Annotated in this window: 21 protein-coding genes; 3 read left to right on the forward strand and 18 right to left on the reverse strand. The window is 35.2% G+C overall.

Translation table 11 applies throughout. The annotated features are described in order from the left end of the window. Window positions 1–7: 7 nt before the first annotated feature. From NTZ27_04115 to NTZ27_04150, 8 genes are all read right to left on the reverse strand, one after another. Window positions 8–1204, reverse strand: coding sequence for a YeeE/YedE thiosulfate transporter family protein (locus tag NTZ27_04115; GenBank protein ID MCX6173923.1), 1197 nt, complete (start codon window positions 1202–1204; stop codon window positions 8–10). An 18-nt stretch (window positions 1205–1222) separates the two neighbouring features. After that, the gene (locus tag NTZ27_04120) at window positions 1223–1738 is read right to left on the reverse strand and encodes a YeeE/YedE thiosulfate transporter family protein (protein MCX6173924.1); all 516 of its coding nucleotides are present in this window, start codon (window positions 1736–1738) and stop codon (window positions 1223–1225) included. Between the two features lie 14 nt (window positions 1739–1752). Continuing rightward, entirely contained in the window at window positions 1753–2415 is a 663-nt protein-coding gene (locus NTZ27_04125) for a cytochrome b/b6 domain-containing protein (GenBank protein ID MCX6173925.1), read from the reverse strand. A gap of 2 nt (window positions 2416–2417) precedes the next feature. Next, on the reverse strand, window positions 2418–3992 hold the full coding sequence (locus tag NTZ27_04130; GenBank protein ID MCX6173926.1) for a tetrathionate reductase family octaheme c-type cytochrome: 1575 nt from the start codon (window positions 3990–3992) through the stop codon (window positions 2418–2420). Window positions 3993–4075: 83 nt separating this feature from the next. Beyond that, window positions 4076–4201, reverse strand: a complete 126-nt coding sequence (locus NTZ27_04135) for a hypothetical protein (GenBank protein ID MCX6173927.1) — start codon at window positions 4199–4201, stop codon at window positions 4076–4078. A 2-nt stretch (window positions 4202–4203) separates the two neighbouring features. Beyond that, on the reverse strand, window positions 4204–4644 hold the full coding sequence (locus tag NTZ27_04140) for a MerR family transcriptional regulator (protein ID MCX6173928.1): 441 nt from the start codon (window positions 4642–4644) through the stop codon (window positions 4204–4206). Between the two features lie 291 nt (window positions 4645–4935). Further along, complete coding sequence (locus NTZ27_04145; protein ID MCX6173929.1) at window positions 4936–5325, reverse strand: NifB/NifX family molybdenum-iron cluster-binding protein; 390 nt, start codon at window positions 5323–5325, stop codon at window positions 4936–4938. Between the two features lies 1 nt (window position 5326). Continuing rightward, the gene (locus NTZ27_04150; protein MCX6173930.1) at window positions 5327–5731 is read right to left on the reverse strand and encodes a DUF134 domain-containing protein; all 405 of its coding nucleotides are present in this window, start codon (window positions 5729–5731) and stop codon (window positions 5327–5329) included. Between the two features lie 297 nt (window positions 5732–6028). Between NTZ27_04150 and NTZ27_04155 the strand changes: the two genes are divergently transcribed. From NTZ27_04155 to NTZ27_04165, 3 genes are read left to right on the forward strand one after another with little or no spacing between them, the layout of a single operon-like run. Next, window positions 6029–6460 carry a thioesterase family protein gene (locus NTZ27_04155; protein ID MCX6173931.1) on the forward strand — a complete coding sequence of 144 codons (432 nt, stop codon included), beginning with the start codon at window positions 6029–6031 and terminating at the stop codon, window positions 6458–6460. A 56-nt stretch (window positions 6461–6516) separates the two neighbouring features. Then, a complete protein-coding gene (locus NTZ27_04160) occupies window positions 6517–7698 on the forward strand; it encodes an aminotransferase class I/II-fold pyridoxal phosphate-dependent enzyme (GenBank protein ID MCX6173932.1) in 1182 nt (393 codons plus the stop codon). 20 nt (window positions 7699–7718) lie between these two features. Next, window positions 7719–7952 carry a carboxypeptidase-like regulatory domain-containing protein gene (locus NTZ27_04165; protein MCX6173933.1) on the forward strand — a complete coding sequence of 78 codons (234 nt, stop codon included), beginning with the start codon at window positions 7719–7721 and terminating at the stop codon, window positions 7950–7952. Window positions 7953–8369: 417 nt separating this feature from the next. Here the strand turns inward: NTZ27_04165 and NTZ27_04170 are convergent, their stop codons facing one another. The 10 genes from NTZ27_04170 to NTZ27_04215 form a co-directional block, all read right to left on the reverse strand. Next, window positions 8370–9770 (reverse strand): T9SS type A sorting domain-containing protein, encoded by a 1401-nt coding sequence (locus tag NTZ27_04170; GenBank protein MCX6173934.1) that lies wholly within the window; start codon window positions 9768–9770, stop codon window positions 8370–8372. Between the two features lie 16 nt (window positions 9771–9786). Continuing rightward, on the reverse strand, window positions 9787–10257 hold the full coding sequence (locus NTZ27_04175) for a hypothetical protein (GenBank protein MCX6173935.1): 471 nt from the start codon (window positions 10255–10257) through the stop codon (window positions 9787–9789). A gap of 140 nt (window positions 10258–10397) precedes the next feature. After that, window positions 10398–11723: a sigma 54-interacting transcriptional regulator gene (locus tag NTZ27_04180; GenBank protein MCX6173936.1), complete on the reverse strand. Its 1326-nt coding sequence runs from the start codon at window positions 11721–11723 to the stop codon at window positions 10398–10400. 3 nt (window positions 11724–11726) lie between these two features. Then, on the reverse strand, window positions 11727–12425 hold the full coding sequence (locus NTZ27_04185) for a cytochrome C biogenesis protein (GenBank protein MCX6173937.1): 699 nt from the start codon (window positions 12423–12425) through the stop codon (window positions 11727–11729). Between the two features lies 1 nt (window position 12426). Continuing rightward, window positions 12427–12822 (reverse strand): thioredoxin family protein, encoded by a 396-nt coding sequence (locus NTZ27_04190; protein ID MCX6173938.1) that lies wholly within the window; start codon window positions 12820–12822, stop codon window positions 12427–12429. Window positions 12823–12824: 2 nt separating this feature from the next. Further along, the gene (locus tag NTZ27_04195; protein ID MCX6173939.1) at window positions 12825–13067 is read right to left on the reverse strand and encodes a thioredoxin family protein; all 243 of its coding nucleotides are present in this window, start codon (window positions 13065–13067) and stop codon (window positions 12825–12827) included. Window positions 13068–13074: 7 nt separating this feature from the next. After that, window positions 13075–13422 carry a putative zinc-binding protein gene (locus tag NTZ27_04200; protein ID MCX6173940.1) on the reverse strand — a complete coding sequence of 116 codons (348 nt, stop codon included), beginning with the start codon at window positions 13420–13422 and terminating at the stop codon, window positions 13075–13077. A gap of 48 nt (window positions 13423–13470) precedes the next feature. Then, on the reverse strand, window positions 13471–14181 hold the full coding sequence (locus tag NTZ27_04205; protein ID MCX6173941.1) for a hypothetical protein: 711 nt from the start codon (window positions 14179–14181) through the stop codon (window positions 13471–13473). A 97-nt stretch (window positions 14182–14278) separates the two neighbouring features. Beyond that, the gene (locus NTZ27_04210) at window positions 14279–17371 is read right to left on the reverse strand and encodes an efflux RND transporter permease subunit (GenBank protein MCX6173942.1); all 3093 of its coding nucleotides are present in this window, start codon (window positions 17369–17371) and stop codon (window positions 14279–14281) included. Further along, entirely contained in the window at window positions 17368–18420 is a 1053-nt protein-coding gene (locus NTZ27_04215) for an efflux RND transporter periplasmic adaptor subunit (GenBank protein ID MCX6173943.1), read from the reverse strand. The genes NTZ27_04210 and NTZ27_04215 overlap by 4 nt, the downstream gene beginning before the upstream one ends. Window positions 18421–18429: the final 9 nt, after the last annotated feature.

Below are 18429 nucleotides of genomic sequence, written 5' to 3' on the forward strand. Positions count from 1 at the left end.
ATGATTACTAACAGCCGCCAACAACACGTTTTGTTTGTTTATTTCCCATAGAACCTTGTTTTAATTTATTCTCTTTGATCAGTATAGGTAATACTTGCCTTGCCTTTGTTCTAAATCTATAAGTATCAGCATCATGTTGATTGGTGGTCTGTCCTGGCATTTGAAAATTTAGAATTTCTGTCTGGAATTGTTTAAATCCACCTTGAAGGAGATAGATTTCAGTGTATCCTAATTCGTTGGCAAGAACAGCAGCTTTCTTTGCGGTAATCTCATCGTTTGCTAAGAACACATTTATTTTACGTCGGACGGTTAATAATTTATGGGCATCCTTTTCAAAAAGATTTTCAATATTGACGCGAGTGGATTTAGGTAAACTCAAAGCATCAAATTCCTTTTGGGAACGTAGATCTATTAGTTGAAGATTTGGATCATCGTCTATTAATCTAAAAGCTAATTCATCGCTGTCCATTGTGTTTACCGTATAAGATGTTACATATTCTAAATTATTAACCTCTTTCAGCATCATCTCTTTTCTATCCGGAAGAGCAAAAGCAGAGAGAGCCAAAATCAACGCTATTGCGGTTAAACTATAATAAAGCGGTTTAGAACTGAACTCCGGATTCGATTTTCTATTCACCTTATTTTCTATTAAGGATGTTACCCAAAAAGCCCCAACGGCGACAACAGTAAGAAGAAATGCAAAAAGAGATTGAGACATTCCAAGTGTTTCAAACATTCTTGGACTTCCCCAATTAGCTGATTTATATAATCCTTCGAATAACGGATAACCTTCAGCAAAAACAAAAACACCAATGAATGAACCGCCAACAAAAATCATTGCATCAATTTTCCCAATAGCCGCTGCACAAACACTTGTACCCGGGCAAAAACCGCCAACGACAAATCCAAGTCCCATAATTAACCCGCCGACAATAGCAGACCATAGGAAAGTTGGATTAACATAAACAAGACTAATATCTATTAAACCCCAATGGTTAAAAGCTATCACACCAATCATAGCTACAACGCCGGCTGTAAAGAAAACTCGTAATACTGTAAAGTCGTATCCATAAAATAAACCGACAAGTTTTTTAGATGTAGAAAACCCGGCTTGTTCAAGAACAAAGCCGAAAGCAACTCCAATAAAGAGAGCTACAATAAAATTGAGTTCGTTTCCAATAACTTCGGGTACTAACGGTGCCATAATTAATCTCTCCTTACTTTATATCCAAAGTTTTCTGAAAAAATAAGCGAAAGCATAAGCCCCGCCAAAAATTGCGATCATAGTTATTATTCCGCCTGTAGAGAGAACTGCCATGCCGCTCAAAGCAGCGCCGCTTGTACATCCTCTCCCAAGTTGTGCACCAAATCCAAACAGAGCACCACCGACTAAAGCCCCGATTATTCTAATTCTAGTTGTAGACTTGGAAGAATGTTCAAGTTGAAATTTGAGGCGGTTAGAAATTAATCCGGATATAAACGCTCCGATTACAACACCTATTATTTCAAATACGAGCCAATTTTGTAATGGATTACCGGGATGTTCTTCACTGTATTCTTTGTAGAACTTTGTATTTGAGGTATGAGTTGGATCGACAGTTTCTACAGAAGCAACAACAACACTTTTAACCGCACCGCTTGCACCTAATCCTCTTCCTGTGATATAAATTGTTATCAATAAAACTAAACCGAGTAGAACTCCGGCTAGATAAGGGTTCATATATTTTGTTTCATTCATGTGCTACCTCAACTTCATTTTTTTTCATTTATAGTTATTGATTGTTCCGTAGTATTGTGCCCGTGACCGTCTTTTTCTAATTCTTCATAACCGGTTATCATCGCTTTTAGATTTGATGTAATTGTAGCACCGGTTGTAATTAAGTAAAGATGGACAATAACAAACGCCATCAAAAGAAATGCACCTGCTGTATGGAAGAGCGCTATAACATTTATTGAATCAATATTCAATCCTTCGATTGTTGCTTTCTGCGGATACCGATAAAACATATATAACAATCCAGAAATAACCATTGTCGGAATTACCATTATTTTTAAACCCAAGTAAGTAAGTTTTTGAAGCGGATTCAATTTGCTCAATACAGTCTTCTTTGTCGGATGGGGGGCATTCTTAAAAATTCCAAAAAGATAATAATCAATCTGTGCTTTTAAATTCTTTGAGGTCGGAAGATATTGTTTCCATTCACCTGTTGAAAAATGCCAAAAAATTGCGAACACAATCAAAACGATAAATGAATATGCCGCAATGTTATGATACCTAACTGCATTTTGATATCCGAAGAAGTTTATTGAACCGTGAATTTCGAATCCGGTTGCAGCTAAAAAGAAGATTAGAATTGCCTGCATCCAATGCCAGAACCGTTCAAATGATCTATAGATATACACTCTCTGTTTCATTATCATCCTCTTTTTTTCAATTTACGTGAAGAATAAATCCTAAAACCGCCATGAAAAAAAATAACAAGAAAGGAAAGAACTAAAACTCCTTTACCAGTGGTTTCAATTACCGAACTAAAATCTCTTGCCGGCATGTAAAAATCTTTTAATCCAGCAAGACGGCTATTATCTCTTGTATGGCATTCGGTACATTTCACTGTATTTTCTTTTGAAGAAACCATATGATTAATAGGCCAGTACATTTCAGTTTGAATGAAAGAAACTTTTCCACTGAACGGAAGATTAACTTCTTTCATTCCAACTGCCGAAGCTGTCTGCCAATTAAAATCTTTCCATAGAGCACCTTCACCTTTTTTCTCCGCGTAAAGTTTTGGCTGAATTAGTATTTTGTTTACAGGATCAAATGGTAGCTGAGCTCTGTGAATTTTTACAGGAATAATTTTAGAATCAACATCTCTATAAGAACCATTGAGAGTATTCATTACAAGAGGTTTAGTTGTGTCTGCAACTTTATCCCCTAAAAGATAGTGTTCTGCTGTACCGTTGAACCAAATGTAATCGGGTTTAAGATTTTTACCCCACTTAAAATTTCCTTTTATGGAAAGGTAAGTGTGATTTCCTTCTGCATCATCTTCTTCAAATGGTTGGCCGTCTTTTAATTTTCCTGCAGTTGACCAATTCCAATCGGTTTTTGTCGCATTGACTTTTGCATACACTGGGATGTGACAAGTTTGACAAGCAATTTTTAAAGTATGTTTATTTAGAATCGCATCGTCGTGCGGTGTTTCTGTATGGCACTCTTCGCAAGTTGCGCGGTTTCTATTATTTGAAGCAAGCGAATATAATTGTCCGCTAATAATGTGATGTTCTGTTTTGTGGCAATCAACGCATTGAAGATTCGTTCCATCTATGCCCATATGTATATCAATCGATTTTGTCGGATCAAACATTGATTGTTCCAAATCCCCATGTTTAACATTATTACCACCACCTCCAAAGAAATGACATACACCGCAATTCGAGCGTTTAGGATTTCCAACATGCTGGGCAATGTTAGCAAAATCTAAAGTAGGTTCCGGTGCTCCTCCTTTTTCCTGTGCCTTTGCATAAGTCTCTGTATTGTCGTGACAGACAAGACAGTCAACATTATTCTGGTTATTGAAATCAAACGTCTTGGATGAATTCATTCCATAACCGATATGGCATTTTGCACAACTGAGTTCATTTCCCTCAGTTCCAATACAAAAATTATTTATCGCGTTTTTCTTACCAAGGTAAACAATGCCTCTTCCCTTTATATACGTCGGCTCTTCCCAATTCCAGTGATTGGATTGTATGACTTCTTTGGCTCGTTCATTATGACATGAATTACAAGCTTCTGTAACTTGTTGAGGAGAAATAAAATTCTTCCGGAGAGCTGCAAACTTCGTATGATCTACAGAAGGAGTTATTTTTTTAGAATACTTTTCTTTAAGCAACATTAGGTTAGTCTGATCTGTCTCTTTAGAGGATAGAACCGTAATAGCACTTATAATAACTAAACCTATGATGATGAGTGAGACAACTATTTTTTTCATTATGATATTCTGTTTCTTTTATTGGTTGTTTTTTTCTTAATCATTAAAGATTATTATTACTTTTTTAGATTTTTTTTATTGCCTTATACTTTTGCTTTGTTAACTTTATCAGTGCCTTTGATCATCGGGCACAGAGTAGAAAGTGCCGCCGCAGCGCCAATGGTAAAACCGGATATCTTCAAAATTTTTCTTCGAGAAATTGAATCCATTTTTACCTCGAAATGGATTTAATTAATTCTTTGATAGTACCACATTGAGAATATTTTGAATAGACTTCGCAGCTTCTGCAGTCTCGATTATTACATACATTGCTGTGATCATAACTCCAGCAAGGTGAATGAGTCCCGTTGAATGCTTTACAATTTTTTCTTTCCTCTTCAGAACACTTAACGATATCCCAACACGGAATCAGTGAGTAAATGGTTTTTATGCCATTTATACTGATCTTAGCTTCATTGATCGCATTTCTGATACACTGAATACGTTCAATATCGACTTTTGAAAAGAGTCTTTGGTTGGATTTATTTTTATATGGGATGAATAAACTTTCCCGTTCATACATTCTAAGTGTATGAACCGAAATATTCAGCAATCTTGCCGCAGTGCTCATAGAGAAAATTGGTTCATCTTGAGATATATTTAAATTATTCATACTTATCTGATTGTTGATATTTATAAATATCAACTTTGTTGCCAGAAAAAAGTCTTAACATTTAATTTGAATTAAGATTAAAATCGAAGAAATGTTTTATTATTGAGAAAAAGAAAAAATAATTTCTTTCTTTTAGAAATAAGAAGAGGTTTAGTCTTTATAGAATTTAAGAAGAGTTTAACTATTCGAAGATTAACTTTCTTCAATAAAATGTAAGATTTTGTTATGATCTATCATCAGATAAAATGGAAAAGCTGTCACGAAAATATATTCTATGACAGCTTTCATTTATTAATTATGGTGATCGCATTGATGACCGTCTTCGTGATGGTCGTGTTGCTTATGCTGATGGCATGATTCACCTGAATCAACCAATTCACCTTTTATAAATTCTTCCACGAGATTCATCACATCTCCATCGCATCCTCTATAAACAGTGATGCCATGACTATTCAAAACATTAACGGCACCACCGCCCATATTGCCGGCTAACATTACTTCAACACCCATTTCTCTAAGGATTGATACGATATTCGACTTACAACCGCATCCTTGTGGTGATTCGACTATTTCAGATTTGGTAATCTCATTGCCATCAACTGTAAAAACTGTATAATATTCACAATGTCCAAAATGGGCATCTACAATATTAGTTTGTGTTGTCGGTACTGCAATCTTCATTTTACTTCTCCTTTTTATTATTCTGTTTACATCTTTTGCCTTGGTTGTCATTCTTTTTACATTCTCTTTTTATTTCAGCTTCACACTTACCACACTTAATAAGTATTTTTTCTTTTACTTGTTTTGGAAGTTCATCTCCAATCTTTATCGCTTTACCATTCAAGATTGCATCAATGACTTTTTTCCTTCCGTTTTCTACAATGCGTCCGAATGTCGCTCTGGATATTTTCATCTTTGTAGCAGCTTGCTCGTGTGAATGTGCGAGATAATCGGCTAATCTAAGGGATTCCAATTCATCAATCTCAAGTGTTATCTCTTCCAACTGAGACAATGGAATGGCGCGCGGTTTAAAATAGTAAGCAGTGGGGTTGCATTTTACTTTTCTGTATTTTTTTGGTCTTGGCATATTTTTTGTTTATGAGCATATGCTCATAACAAAATTATATCTTATTTTTAGATTATGCAAATGTTTATTTTTCGTTTAATCATAAAATGGTTTTTACAAAAGGATTGGTTTACTAAAATCTCTTCCGATTTTTAAGCATCTAACTAAATAATTCTTCAATAAAGAAGAATATTGTGAATGATTGTGATCATAATTATAGAATAAAGAGTAGTAATTATAGAAACTAAACAGCTTTTAGTTTAGTGTTAAAAAATAAAATCGTAAAATTAGTCAGTAATGGAACCGAGAGAAAAATAAATGAAAAATAATGCTGCATTACACTCTGATAAGACTAAATCATTATGTATAGAAATCCCATTAATGGTAAATACTTATGATATAGATGTTGCCGGACATGTAAACAATATAGTTTACATCCGCTGGCTTGAAGATATGCGCAACGAATTTTTTTCACAAAACTTTTCCCTCGAAAAATTGCTGGAGGTTGATCACTATCCGGTTGTCATTTCAACAGATGTAAAATATAAAAAACAAATAAAGCTTTTTGATAAACCGGTCGGAGAGATTTTTCTCCATAATTATTCCCACGGCATGTTTGTCTTTAAAGCTGAAATAAGTATTAATAACCTTATTGTTTTTATGGCGACTCAAAAATGTGTACTAATGAATTTAAAAGACCATAAAATGTTCAAGGGAAATATTTATGATCTGGTTAACCGTATTTTATAACTTAAGCTTGAATACTTCTTTAATAAAATAAATCAATAACAAATAATGAAATAACTATGAATACTAAGAATTTGGGTTTTAACACAAAACTAATTCACAGCGGACAATTTGAAGATCAATTTGGAAGCGCAACTATACCAATTTATCAGACTTCAACTTTTAAATTTAAGAACGCACAACACGGCGCAGATTGTTTCTCGGGTGCAAGTGATGGATATATTTATACGAGAATTTCTAATCCAACTATCCGTGCCTTAGAAAAAAATATTGCGGAGTTAGAAAATGGTTTTGATGGAATTGCAACTAGTTCCGGTATGTCTGCGATAACAAGTGTTTACATGGCTTTACTAGGAGCAGGTAGCCATATAATCAGCACTGCTTCAGTTTATGGCCCGGCAAGGGGTGTATTAGAAAAAGATTTTTCCCGCTTCGGAGTGGAAGCTGATTTTATAAGTACTACGGATATAAATAAAATTGTTTCTTCAATAAAAAAGAATACAAAAGTGCTTTATATTGAAACTCCCGCTAATCCAACTATGGAGATTACCGATATTAGGGCATGTGCAGATATTGCAAAGAAGAATAATTTAATTTTAGTAGTGGATAATACATTCGCTACACCTTATTTACAAAAGCCATTAGACCTTGGTGCGGATGTAGTTCTTCATTCTGTTACCAAATTTATTAACGGGCATGCTGACATCGTAGGAGGAATTGTTGTTACTAAAGGGAAAGAATTATATGAGAAGGTTCGTCATTCGATGGTTTATATGGGCTGCAATATGGATCCTCATCAAGCATATCTAGTTATACGTGGATTAAAAACATTAGCCCTTAGAGTAGAACGATGCCAAGAAAATGCTCTAAAGGTCGCTCGTTTTTTGGAAAGCCATCCAAAAATTGCTTGGATAAAATATCCCGGACTCGAATCACATCCGCAATTCATATTAGCAAAAGAACAAATGAGCGGTTTCGGGTCAATGACGAGTTTTGGTGTAAAGGGCGGTCTTGAAGCCGGCCGAAAATTAATGGATAGCGTTCGCTTAGCAACTTTAGCAGTATCATTAGGTGGCGTTGAAACTCTTATTCAGCATCCAGCATCAATGACTCACGCAGCTGTTAGTAAAAAAGATAAAATTAACGCTGGTATTACTGATGATCTTGTTCGTTTATCCGTAGGGATTGAAGACGTTAATGATATTATTGCCGACTTAAGTCAAGCATTAGAAATTGTATGAAGATTGTTTGAGTCTATAAAATGAACATCAAATCAGTGTTACTTATTTTATTTTTTATAGTCAGCAGTATTGCTGCTCAAAATAATTTGCTCACAGGTAGAGTAACAGATTCCAAAAATGGTAACGTCGTTCAAGGAGCTGTAGTTTATATTTCTAACAATTATAAGGCTTATACAAATAATGATGGTTACTACACAATAAAAGATATGCTGGGGGGCAATTATAATTTGGTAAGATTGATAAAACTTCTGTAGCGAATGGTTTGCATAATTACTATTTCAGAAATGCTGCTTAATTAATTCTCCATAAGTTTCATATCAATTTAAATCTTATTTGACCCATCAAAAGTTATATTCTTTTCGACCAAAGTTGTAACCAGTAAAAAATATTTCACAAACTTCTCCTTTTACTTTTTTTTATTTCTCGTTCTTCTCACAGATGTCAGCAATAATTATTTGAAAATTCGAACAAAATCAGAGATGGATTTAATTTTGAATATGGACAGTTTCTCTTTATATCATTAAAGAATTACTTGGTCATGAGGATTTAGCAACAACACAAATTTACTCTCACCTCCAGCAGCAGAATTTGAAAGATGCAGTAAATCTAATATAAAAAAGCCGCCCGAAGGCGGCTCTTCTATCATTGGAGTGAAGTAATGTTCCGTAAAATTACTTCATCAACAGAAGTTTTTTCGTAGCTGAATAATTTGGAGTGACTATCTGGTAGAAATATACTCCGGAAGATAGTTTACTTGCATTGAAATCTACTTCATAGGTTCCAGCAGTTTTATCTTCATTAACCAAGGTAGCAACCACTTTTCCCAATCCATCATATACGCTTAATTTGACATGTGAACTCTTCGGCAAAGAAAACTTAATATTTGTCGTAGGGTTAAAGGGATTTGGATAATTTTGCAACAAATAAAATTCCGTTGGCAACTCTTTTAACTCCTTAATATCAGTTGGTAGTTGAGTAAATCCTAACTTTGCTAAAGTTAAATTATCAAGAGGTTCTGCATAATACATATGGATGTTATTAACATTAGAAGTTATATAACGCCATTTACTTGCATCTGTAACTGCTGCATTATTTACATCACCATCATAAGTAGCAAAATCAAATTTCAAAGAAGTTTTCCAATCTTTTGGAATAGGCACAACGCCAGTTGGAGTGGATACAGTTTTCCCAGCTTCATTCCATTTTGTCATTGTAATTTTACGGTCGGTATTATACTCTTTAATTGCTGCAACATTTCCACCCAAGTCAACATGGCAATCCGTGCAAGTTCTTGCATTCTTCTGGATTAAGTGACTTCTAAATGGGGCGATTATTACATCAGTTTTACCATTATAAGTAAATGTCATGAATGTTCCACTTGTTATCTTCCCATTTCGCTTTACTAAAAGTTCAAATCCTTTTATTTTTTTCATCGCTCTGTTTTTACCGGTAGCAATCAACGTTTCAAAGTGGCAGTTTGTGCAAGATACGATTGAGGTTGTATGACAAGCCAAACAATCTACATTACCATTTTTGACGTGAGTATCGTGAGATGTATTCGACGAAAGACGATTTATTGGATGACAATCAGTGCAACTTGCTTTAGAAGCGCCGGTATCTAACCAAGACTTATAAGTTTTTCCATCACCATGCATTTCATCTTGTTTGTGACAATCCATGCATTTCATCCCTCGCTTACGATGAACGTCCCCGTTTGCATCTGCATCCGGATACATTTGTTGTTCATAAACTTGTCGGTTGTGACAATTTAAGCATGTTTGTTGCGTTACTCCAAGTCCCTCGGCAAAATTATGACAATCATTACAACTTGGCGCATAGGTAGCTGAATTGATCGCGCTACCATCTGGTAATTTTTCTGTTGTTGAATGACATTTAAGACAAGCAAGATCCTTCATGGCAATGCCGGTTATTAGTTCCATCCCTCCGTTTTCCTTCGCATAAGCTGTGCTTTTTCCTGCCCTAGTTGCATGAAGACCAGTATCAAAATAAGTCTGTGCATATATAGAGGAGGTTAGACATATTATAAATAACAACGTAAAAATTCTTTTCATAAATATTCTCCTTAAGCTAATTAGTATTCTGAGAGTAAGTTTTGATTATTTGATATGCTTTATTTACTTCCGAATTGTTCGGATTTGTTTTTAGATAATCATCCAAATATTTCAATGATATTTTTACATCACAGTAAAGCCACAAAATACCCAACGCTAATTGTTTCTCTTCTGCTTCAAAATGAATTTCATCATTTTCAATTTCGTAAATAATTTCGGGACAAGGACAGTCATCTGCTTTCAAGTCTGTATTAGTTATAAATGCAATATCTTCTTCCACTAATCCGCAAAATTCAGCAAGAGCTTTCTCAATTTGGAAAATTCTTACATAACAGATTATCATCTTTTTTCGAATAGCTTTTGAAATACCTGATTTTGCGATAACACTTTCATAAGTATTAACTGCTTCAGTGTAGTTCCGTATCATAAAATAATGGTTTGCTAGCATTTCACTCATAGTAATTGAATGACGCAATTTTTTTGCCAATTATTTCGTAAGAATTATAAATAGAAATGAGCTTTTGAAGAATTATTAATACAACGAACTGTTGCAGTCTTTCGGTAAGTCTTTGTTATTATTAAATGTTGAGAATGAATGCAACATGATGCTGCATTCATTTTGTTGCGTCAGTTAATCCCAATAGATTTGAGCTTGCGCCAAAGTGTGGTTCTGTCTATCCCAAGTATTTCAGCAACTTTAGATTTATTCCATTTTTGCTGATTTAATAGTTCAATTAATTGAGCGTTGTTTGCATCTAAGATGTTTTTAACATCTCTGTTCTTCTTTTTGCACTTTATCGATCCACGAATCTTTGTGGGCAAACAGCAAATACAAAGACTCCCGTCCCGTTTGGTTTTGATCAAAGCATATTCAATAATATTTTCCAATTCTCTAACATTTCCCGGCCAATTCCAATTGATAAGTAGGTCTAAAGCATCTTCATCAATTCCCTCTACCTTTTTCTGATATACAAGAGAATATTTTTTAATGAAGTGATTTGCCAGAAATGGAATATCTTCTTTCCGATTTCTTAAGGGTGGTATTTCAATTGGGACTACATTCAATCTGTAATATAAATCTTGTCGAAACTTACCATTCTTTATTGCTTCATCAATAATAATATTAGTTGCACTTATGATTCTTACATCAACATTTTTTGTTAGTGTTTCACCAACTCTTTCAAAAGAACCGCTCTCAATTACACGTAAAAGTTGCGGCTGCATTTGCAACGGGAGTTCTCCAATTTCGTCCAGAAATATTGTGCCTTTATCCGCGTATTCAAATCTGCCAATTCTATCTTTATGTGCATCTGTAAATGCACCTTTTACATGCCCGAATAATTCACTTGCTAATAGGTTTTGTGGTATCACAGAACAATTTACTTTTACAAAATTCTTTGCTTTCCGTTTGCTAAGTGTTTGAATTGCATTAGCTATCAATTCTTTTCCGGTTCCGGTTTCTCCGTGAATAAATACTGGAGCATCAGAGGCAGATATTTCTTCTATTAAACGAAATATTTCTTGCAGCTCCTTCGTTGTTCCAATCATGCCCATAAATAAATTATCGCTACTTAAAATGCTTTCGATCTTTTTTAGAATTGTTACATCCCTAAAGGAGATTACACCGCCAATGGGATAATTATCTTCATCTTTTAGTATTGCCGCATTCAATCTAACCGAAACCGGCTCCGAATTATTACATTGAATAGAAGTGTCAACATCATACACGTTTTTCCCGTTTTGAAGAACATTCGCAATTGGACAATCAGTAAAACAAAAATCGGATTTGAATATATTCTTGCAATAATTGCCAATAACTTTTCCTTTCTCAAAACCGGTTATTTTTTCTGCTGCTTCATTAAAGAAAGTAATCTTGAAATCTTTATCAACTGTGATAACACCTTCTGCGAGAGAATTCAAAATCACATTATTTTTATTATTGTTTAAATCCATAGCTTAATTCACGTTTATTATTAAATAAACTCCGCTGAGTATAACAAGAATTCCGCAAATTCTTTTTATCCATAAAATTGTTTTGGATCCTTCACTCCAATCTAGATATTTCTGGACCTTCCCGGTTAATGTTCCGGCACCAACTATTACTGAACAGTGCCCTATTCCAAAAGCGAGTAAAAATATTATCGCAAGAAAATAATTTGTTTGAGCAGTCTGAAATACTATTCCAAGAACCGGAGCCATATAAGCAAATGTGCAAGGGCCTAATGCTAACCCAAAAAGTAATCCAAGAATCAGTGCGGCTAATAATCCTTTTGTCTTGGTTTGCTTTAATCCTCTATTCCAATTAAGCTTTATTATATCAAGAAGATAGAGTCCAACAAGAAAGAATATTCCGGCAACAAGATAATTGCCCACACTTCCAATATCTCCCATTAACCTTCCAAGCGAAGCAGTTATTATACCAATCACCGCTATCGTTATTAAAATTCCAACTGCAAACACCAACGAAATATAGAAGGTTCTTCTTAAAGATATCTTCCCTTGTGAACTGATAAATCCAACTACAAGAGGAATGCTGGATAAATGACATGGCGATAAAAGTATTGATAAAACTCCCCAGCCGAAAGAAGCAAGAACGGCAATTAATACAGAACCGTTCATTGCTTCATATAATGAATTAAATATCCCGTCAATCATATTATCCCTTTTTGTTAATCGGCTTTATCCCTTTTTCTTGCAGAAGTTTATCTATTTCCTTCTCCGGATAGAATCCTTCATGACGAAAAAACTCTTTCCCTTTTTCATCAAGAAATACTTGTGTAGGGATTAACTTGATACCATATTTTTCGGCATAAGGTCTTTGCTCTTGTGTCCAGACGTCATAAAAAATAACTTTTACCAGCTCACCATACTTTGATTCAATTGCTCTCATTACCGGCTGCATTTGTTTGCACGGAATACAGTTCACTGAACCAAGTTCAATAAATGTTACTTTCGGGTTGGTAGTTTCTTTCTTTGTTACTTTTGAACCCTGAGCTGAAAGATTCGTAATGATAAATGTTGTAAATAATAGAGCGACAATAATTTTTTTCATAATTAGTTTCCTTGTCTTAACCATTCAAGTATTTTTTCTTTTGTTGGGACGATACCGGCGCTGACAACTTTTTCGTTTATTACCAAACCCGGCGTTGCAAGAATTCCATATGTAATGAATTCTTGTATCTCTGTTACTTTTTCCACCGCAGCGTCAATCTGGTTTTCTTTAACAACAGTTCTTACTATTTCTTCCAAAGTTGTGCATCTTTTGCATCTTGTGCCTAGGACTTTTACTGAAACCATTTCTACCTCAATTTAGATTTAATATGTAAGCAACTATTTCATTTATCTTTTCTTCCGTTACCGGAGTCTTACCTTTTACAATTTCAAAATCAGTCGTGTTGATATGTTTGTAATTAGCAATGCCTCTTTGCTTCAAAGTCTCTTCCGCGCAGTTTATCGGGCAGCCATCCAGCACTATTATGTTTGAATATTCTTCTTTGGATTTTTCCGCGAACTTCTCATCAACAGAAAATCTTGCAAGGCACAACATTTTTACTTTTCCGCTTTGCATCAATTTACGCGCAACTAAATCCGAATACGATCCGGTGTTTGATGCGCCGGAACAAGCTACTATTCCAATTGGTTTTCCATACATTTTGTAATATTCCTTACATTGATTGTTGATATTTTTGCTCGCAACAAATTACAGAGTATACATATAGGGTTTACCAAACTCATTCATAAATTTATCAAAATTTGTTTTCGCTTTTTCAGCATTATTGTTTGTAATTCCTTCTTTCCAAGCTTTTTCGCTTTCCCCCAACGGAATAAACAGTTCATTAAACTTCGCGTCATTCTTTTTTTGCTGGTACGATTTTACTTTACCGGTCATTCTATCAACCATTTCAAGATGATTTATTGCACCAACAACATTACCCGCAACAAACATATCCATTGCATTTTTTATTTCGGCTCTCCACGAAAACATAACATCTGTCAAATCAGTTTTGCCGTTGTTTCTGTGCATCTTCCCGAATGTCATACAATAAAAGGGGCAGTATTTTTGAGCAAGCCGGTATTCTTTCTTTTCAATTCTTTCTCGAATTACATCCGTATTATCCTTCAAATCTTCCAGATATGTTTTCCATTGTGGATCTTTTGCATACTCAGCCGGTGGATTGTTCAAATATTTTTCGGAAAGAACTTTCAATTCAGCTTCAAGTTCGTCAAGATTTTTGATGAATTTTTGCTGGTCGAACGAATCCATATTTTTCAGCATTCCGCAAGTCATAACAGCTTTTTTATGCCACGGCGCCATTTCTTCATCAAATCCGCCGTGGCGGATTGTTTGCGCAGAGACAAAGCTACTTATTGTTAATACGAACAAAACGAAAAAGAACTTTTTGTTGAACATTTTATTTCTCCTATGAATTTCTCAGTGAAACTCCGTGTTTTCTCAGTGGCTCTCTGTGTAACTTCCTTTTTACTACGCGGAGAAACATAGAGAGTGATTAATTTATTTGAGCTTTTCCCTTTTCAAAAATGTAGTACAGTGCTGGCAAAAACAGAAATACCAGCAGTAAACCAAATATCAGTCCGCCTATTACTGCAATTGCCATCGGCTTTAATAATTCCGTTCCTTCCCCAATACTTAATGCAAGCGGAAGCAAACCTACTATTCCGACAATATCCGTCATTAGAATAGGGCGGAGACGAACAACCGCCGCTTTTTGAATTGCGTCTATCAAACTCATTCCTTCTTCACGAAGTTGATCAATAAATGTAATCAAAAGAACACCTTGATTAATTTCAATTCCCGCAAGAATTATGAATCCAATCATTACAGTAACGCCAATTGGTTGATTTGTTAGATAAAGAGCTAACGAAACTCCTATCAACGAAAGTGGAACACGAATAAGAATCATAATCGGTTTAATAAAACTCTCAAAGTTTACCACCAAAATCACATAAGCAAAAAACATCGCCATTATTAAAATCAAAATCATTGATTTGAAATTCTCTGCCAGCATTTGTGACTGCCCGCCAAAATTTATTTTATAACTAGCTGGAAGAGTAAATTTTGTTAACGCCTTTTCAATATCGGCGGTTGCTTCGCCTACAGTTCTTCCTGTAACATTTGCAGTTGCTTTTATAACTCTGTTTTGGTCTTTCCTGTCAATTTCCAGAGGTCCCGATCTTTGCTCAACTTTAGCAATCGTATTTAATCTAATCTTACTTCCATTGTTCGGGTAAATAGAAAGATTCTCAACATCGCTAATACTTTTAATATCTGATTCGTCAACAACAATGCGAATCGGATAGTAATAACCCTTCTCCTTAAACTGTGTCGGGACATTGCCGTCAATACTCGATTTAATTGTGTTTGCCACTTGGTTTACACTTAATCCCTGATCAATTGCTTTTGTTCTATCAACAAATACTTGATACTCCGGTTTTGTAATATCAATCGAAACGTCAATGCCGGTAAGCCCGTCAACTTGCTTCAGCAAACCGGAAACGCGAGTTGCATTCTCGTAGATATTTTCAATCGGTTCACTTCGCGGTGCAATTACCTCAACTTCAATATCAAACTCGCCTGTTTGTTTTATTCCCTTCAGCTTGGTGTGAAATACCTTCATCTTCACGCCTGGGAATTTTACATTTTGCTGAACTAACGGAGTAAGCCACTCTGTATATTCATCAGTTGTCATCGGTCTTTTTGAAGGAGATACTAGTTGAAGATTCACCTCACCTTCGTTTGCAATTTCGTAAGTAACCAAACCCCATATTTTTCCGCCGGAGAGCGATGAATATTTATCAATGTATGGCTGCTGTTTTACAAAATTATCAACTTGAGAAATAACTCTATGAGTTTCTTCCATAGAAGAACCGGTCGGCATTTTCAGTTTGATTGTAATTAATCCGTCGTCGGGTTTAGGAAGGAATTCAGTTCCGATCTGTTTCAAAAAGAAAAGACCAAGCACAAATAAACCTAAAACAACGAGCATTACAAACCATCTTAATTTTAATGAAATTCTAAGAAGAGGTTTATAAATAGAAATCAATTTGCCCAACATCTTGTCAATATTTTTAGAAATGAAACCTTTGGGGACAAATGCCGGTTTATCTTCCGGAAAAAGAAGTGCCGTTATGCTCGGTGTAACTGTCTGTGAAACGGTTCGTGATAAGGCAAGTGCAATTGCTATTATAATTATCAGCTCGCGGAAGAGAAGAGAAGTTAATCCCGGTATAAGTAAAAACGGTAGAAAGAGGGCAATAAATGTGAATGTGGCCATTGTTACTGCTTTTGCGACTTGAGCAGTTCCTTTTTGCACCGGATGCTTTTCGTTAAGTTCTTCCTCCTGAATGCGGGTAATGTTTTCCAGCACCACAACGGCATCATCAAGTAGAACGGTAATTGCTAAAACCAATCCGCCTAAAGAGAATATATTTATCGAAAAGTTCAGAAGATTCATAAAGAACAATGTGCCTAATAACGTAACGGGCAAAGTTAGAACCACTATAAAAACTCTTTTCCACCCGCTTAAAAATAATGATGTTACAATTATTACAAGAAACGCTGCTATTAATAAAGCGTCTTTTACTCCCGAAACAGCTGAACGAATATATTCCGCTTGATCGTAAATAATATCCAACTTTATTGAAGGCGGAATAATGCTTCTCAACTCGATTATTTTTTTTGTTACCAAGTCAGACACTTCAATTGAATTTGCGCCGGTTTGTTTGAATACGGAGAGTTTTACTCCTTCATTGCCGTTTAATTTTGTTTTATTTCTTTGAACCGAATAAGCGTCCTTTACTTCTGCAATGTCTTTTAAAAGAACTAAACCTTCGTTTTTACCTTTTACGATGATTAAATTTTCTAACTCGCTTACTTTAGCAAACTCTCCAACAGTTCTAACGATATAATCTCTCCGCGCCGAAGTTACTCTTCCCCCGAGCAGTTCAAGATTTTCATCTTTCAATCGTTGTGCTACTTTATCAACGGATAAACCATAACCTTGTAATTTTACCGGATCAATATGAACTCGAATTTCTCTTTTTAATCCGCCGGTTATTTCTGTTCCAGCCGTTCCTTGAATAGATGTAAAATGATCCTGAAGTTCATTATCAACATAGGTTCGCAGTTTGGTTAAATCCATTTGATCGGAAGTTATGAGCAAATCCATTACCGGTAATTGCGAAGGATCGGCTTTGAATACAAGCGGCTCTTCTACATCCTTCGGTAAATTTTTTCTTACTTGTCCTAGTTTTGAAAGAACATCCTGGTATGCAATATCGCGGTCGGCATTGTAAGTAAAGTTCACTTGAAGAGCATACAAACCTTCTGTGCACTGTGTCTCCATATAATCAAGATTATCAACTGTTGCAACTTTACGCTCGATTATTGTCGCTATATTATCTTCAATTTCTTCGGGCGTCGCGCCGCGCCAGGTTACATAAACTTTTATCATCGGATAGGTAATGTCCGGCAGAAGATTTGTCGCAAGCTGTGTATATCCAAGAATACCAACCACAACAACGGCAACCATTAAAATAATTACTGCCGCCGGTTTTTTAATTGCTGTAATTGATATGTTCACTTTTTCTTACTCCCGCTTTCATTATTTCCTTTCGGTTTTTGAACCGTAACCTTGATTCCATCTTTCAAAAGCTCCTGTCCCATCACCACAATTTTTTCACCTTCATTCAAGCCGGAAACAACCTCTGTTACTTTTTCATTTGATATGCCGGAAGTAACTATTTTTTGATGAGCGACTGTATCTTTAACAACATAAACTAACTTTTCACCTTTTTGATTAACAGTGAAAACATCGTTTGGAACAGCTAATGCTTTATCTTTTTTATCTGTTATTAATTCAAGTTCTGCCATCATTCCCGGTGTAATTTCTTTTGAGCCGTTAATCAGTTTCAGTTCAACCGGAAAATTTCTTGTCGCCGCATCTATCTGTTGATACTTCAGAGTTACCTTTGCTGTGAATTCTTTTTCCGGCATCGCATTGAATTTTACTTTCAGCTTATCGCCCATTTTTATTTTGGAGAATAAATCTTCCGATACTGATGTTTTAATAATAAGAGATCCAAAATCAATAATGGTAAATAGATTTTGCTTTGCAGAAACAACACTTCCGGCTTCAATAAACTTTTGTGTAATCGTTCCGCTTAAAGGAGATATAACCGGAATACCAAGGAATAATTTATCGGCATATTCCAATTCCTTCTTCGCTTGTTCGAGTTGTGAATTTAGCTTTGAATAATCTATGCTGCTGGAAGATGTTTTCTCAAGCCGAGATTTTAATTCTTCAACTTTATTCTTCGTTTGTGATACAAGTGAAGTGCGCTCTTGAGAAGCAATAACTGCCAGCACTTTTTCCTTTCTTACAAATTGATTTTCCTGGGTATTAAGTTGTTCAATATAGCCGTCCAAAGGCGCAACAACAGTCGTCATTATTTTTGCTTCAACTGTTCCGATTAGCTTAACTGATTTTGATATTGTATTTCGTTTAAGTTCTTCAACTTTTACGAGTGGCGCTTTTGGTTTCGGTTTTGTTCCGGCATCATTAGCATCTTTGGAACAACCCGCGAAAATAACCGCAACTAGCAATACTGATATAAATATTTTCTTTTTCATAAAATTATT

The organism is Ignavibacteriales bacterium, assembly GCA_026390775.1.
Taxonomy (GTDB): domain Bacteria; phylum Bacteroidota; class Ignavibacteria; order Ignavibacteriales; family Melioribacteraceae; genus Fen-1258.

Coding starts and splice junctions, on each gene's coding strand:
- NTZ27_04135 (MCX6173927.1), bottom strand. CDS start 4,201: ATGGATTCAATTTCTCGAAGAAAAATTTTGAAGATATCCGGTTTTACC.
- NTZ27_04195 (MCX6173939.1), bottom strand. CDS start 13,067: ATGGTTTCAGTAAAAGTCCTAGGCACAAGATGCAAAAGATGCACAACT.
- NTZ27_04185 (MCX6173937.1), bottom strand. CDS start 12,425: ATGATTGACGGGATATTTAATTCATTATATGAAGCAATGAACGGTTCT.
- NTZ27_04190 (MCX6173938.1), bottom strand. CDS start 12,822: ATGAAAAAAATTATTGTCGCTCTATTATTTACAACATTTATCATTACG.
- NTZ27_04130 (MCX6173926.1), bottom strand. CDS start 3,992: ATGAAAAAAATAGTTGTCTCACTCATCATCATAGGTTTAGTTATTATA.
- NTZ27_04180 (MCX6173936.1), bottom strand. CDS start 11,723: ATGGATTTAAACAATAATAAAAATAATGTGATTTTGAATTCTCTCGCA.
- NTZ27_04125 (MCX6173925.1), bottom strand. CDS start 2,415: ATGAAACAGAGAGTGTATATCTATAGATCATTTGAACGGTTCTGGCAT.
- NTZ27_04150 (MCX6173930.1), bottom strand. CDS start 5,731: ATGCCAAGACCAAAAAAATACAGAAAAGTAAAATGCAACCCCACTGCT.
- NTZ27_04160 (MCX6173932.1), top strand. CDS start 6,517: ATGAATACTAAGAATTTGGGTTTTAACACAAAACTAATTCACAGCGGA.
- NTZ27_04155 (MCX6173931.1), top strand. CDS start 6,029: ATGAAAAATAATGCTGCATTACACTCTGATAAGACTAAATCATTATGT.
- NTZ27_04170 (MCX6173934.1), bottom strand. CDS start 9,770: ATGAAAAGAATTTTTACGTTGTTATTTATAATATGTCTAACCTCCTCT.
- NTZ27_04215 (MCX6173943.1), bottom strand. CDS start 18,420: ATGAAAAAGAAAATATTTATATCAGTATTGCTAGTTGCGGTTATTTTC.
- NTZ27_04205 (MCX6173941.1), bottom strand. CDS start 14,181: ATGTTCAACAAAAAGTTCTTTTTCGTTTTGTTCGTATTAACAATAAGT.
- NTZ27_04140 (MCX6173928.1), bottom strand. CDS start 4,644: ATGAATAATTTAAATATATCTCAAGATGAACCAATTTTCTCTATGAGC.
- NTZ27_04165 (MCX6173933.1), top strand. CDS start 7,719: ATGAACATCAAATCAGTGTTACTTATTTTATTTTTTATAGTCAGCAGT.
- NTZ27_04115 (MCX6173923.1), bottom strand. CDS start 1,204: ATGGCACCGTTAGTACCCGAAGTTATTGGAAACGAACTCAATTTTATT.
- NTZ27_04200 (MCX6173940.1), bottom strand. CDS start 13,422: ATGTATGGAAAACCAATTGGAATAGTAGCTTGTTCCGGCGCATCAAAC.
- NTZ27_04120 (MCX6173924.1), bottom strand. CDS start 1,738: ATGAATGAAACAAAATATATGAACCCTTATCTAGCCGGAGTTCTACTC.
- NTZ27_04145 (MCX6173929.1), bottom strand. CDS start 5,325: ATGAAGATTGCAGTACCGACAACACAAACTAATATTGTAGATGCCCAT.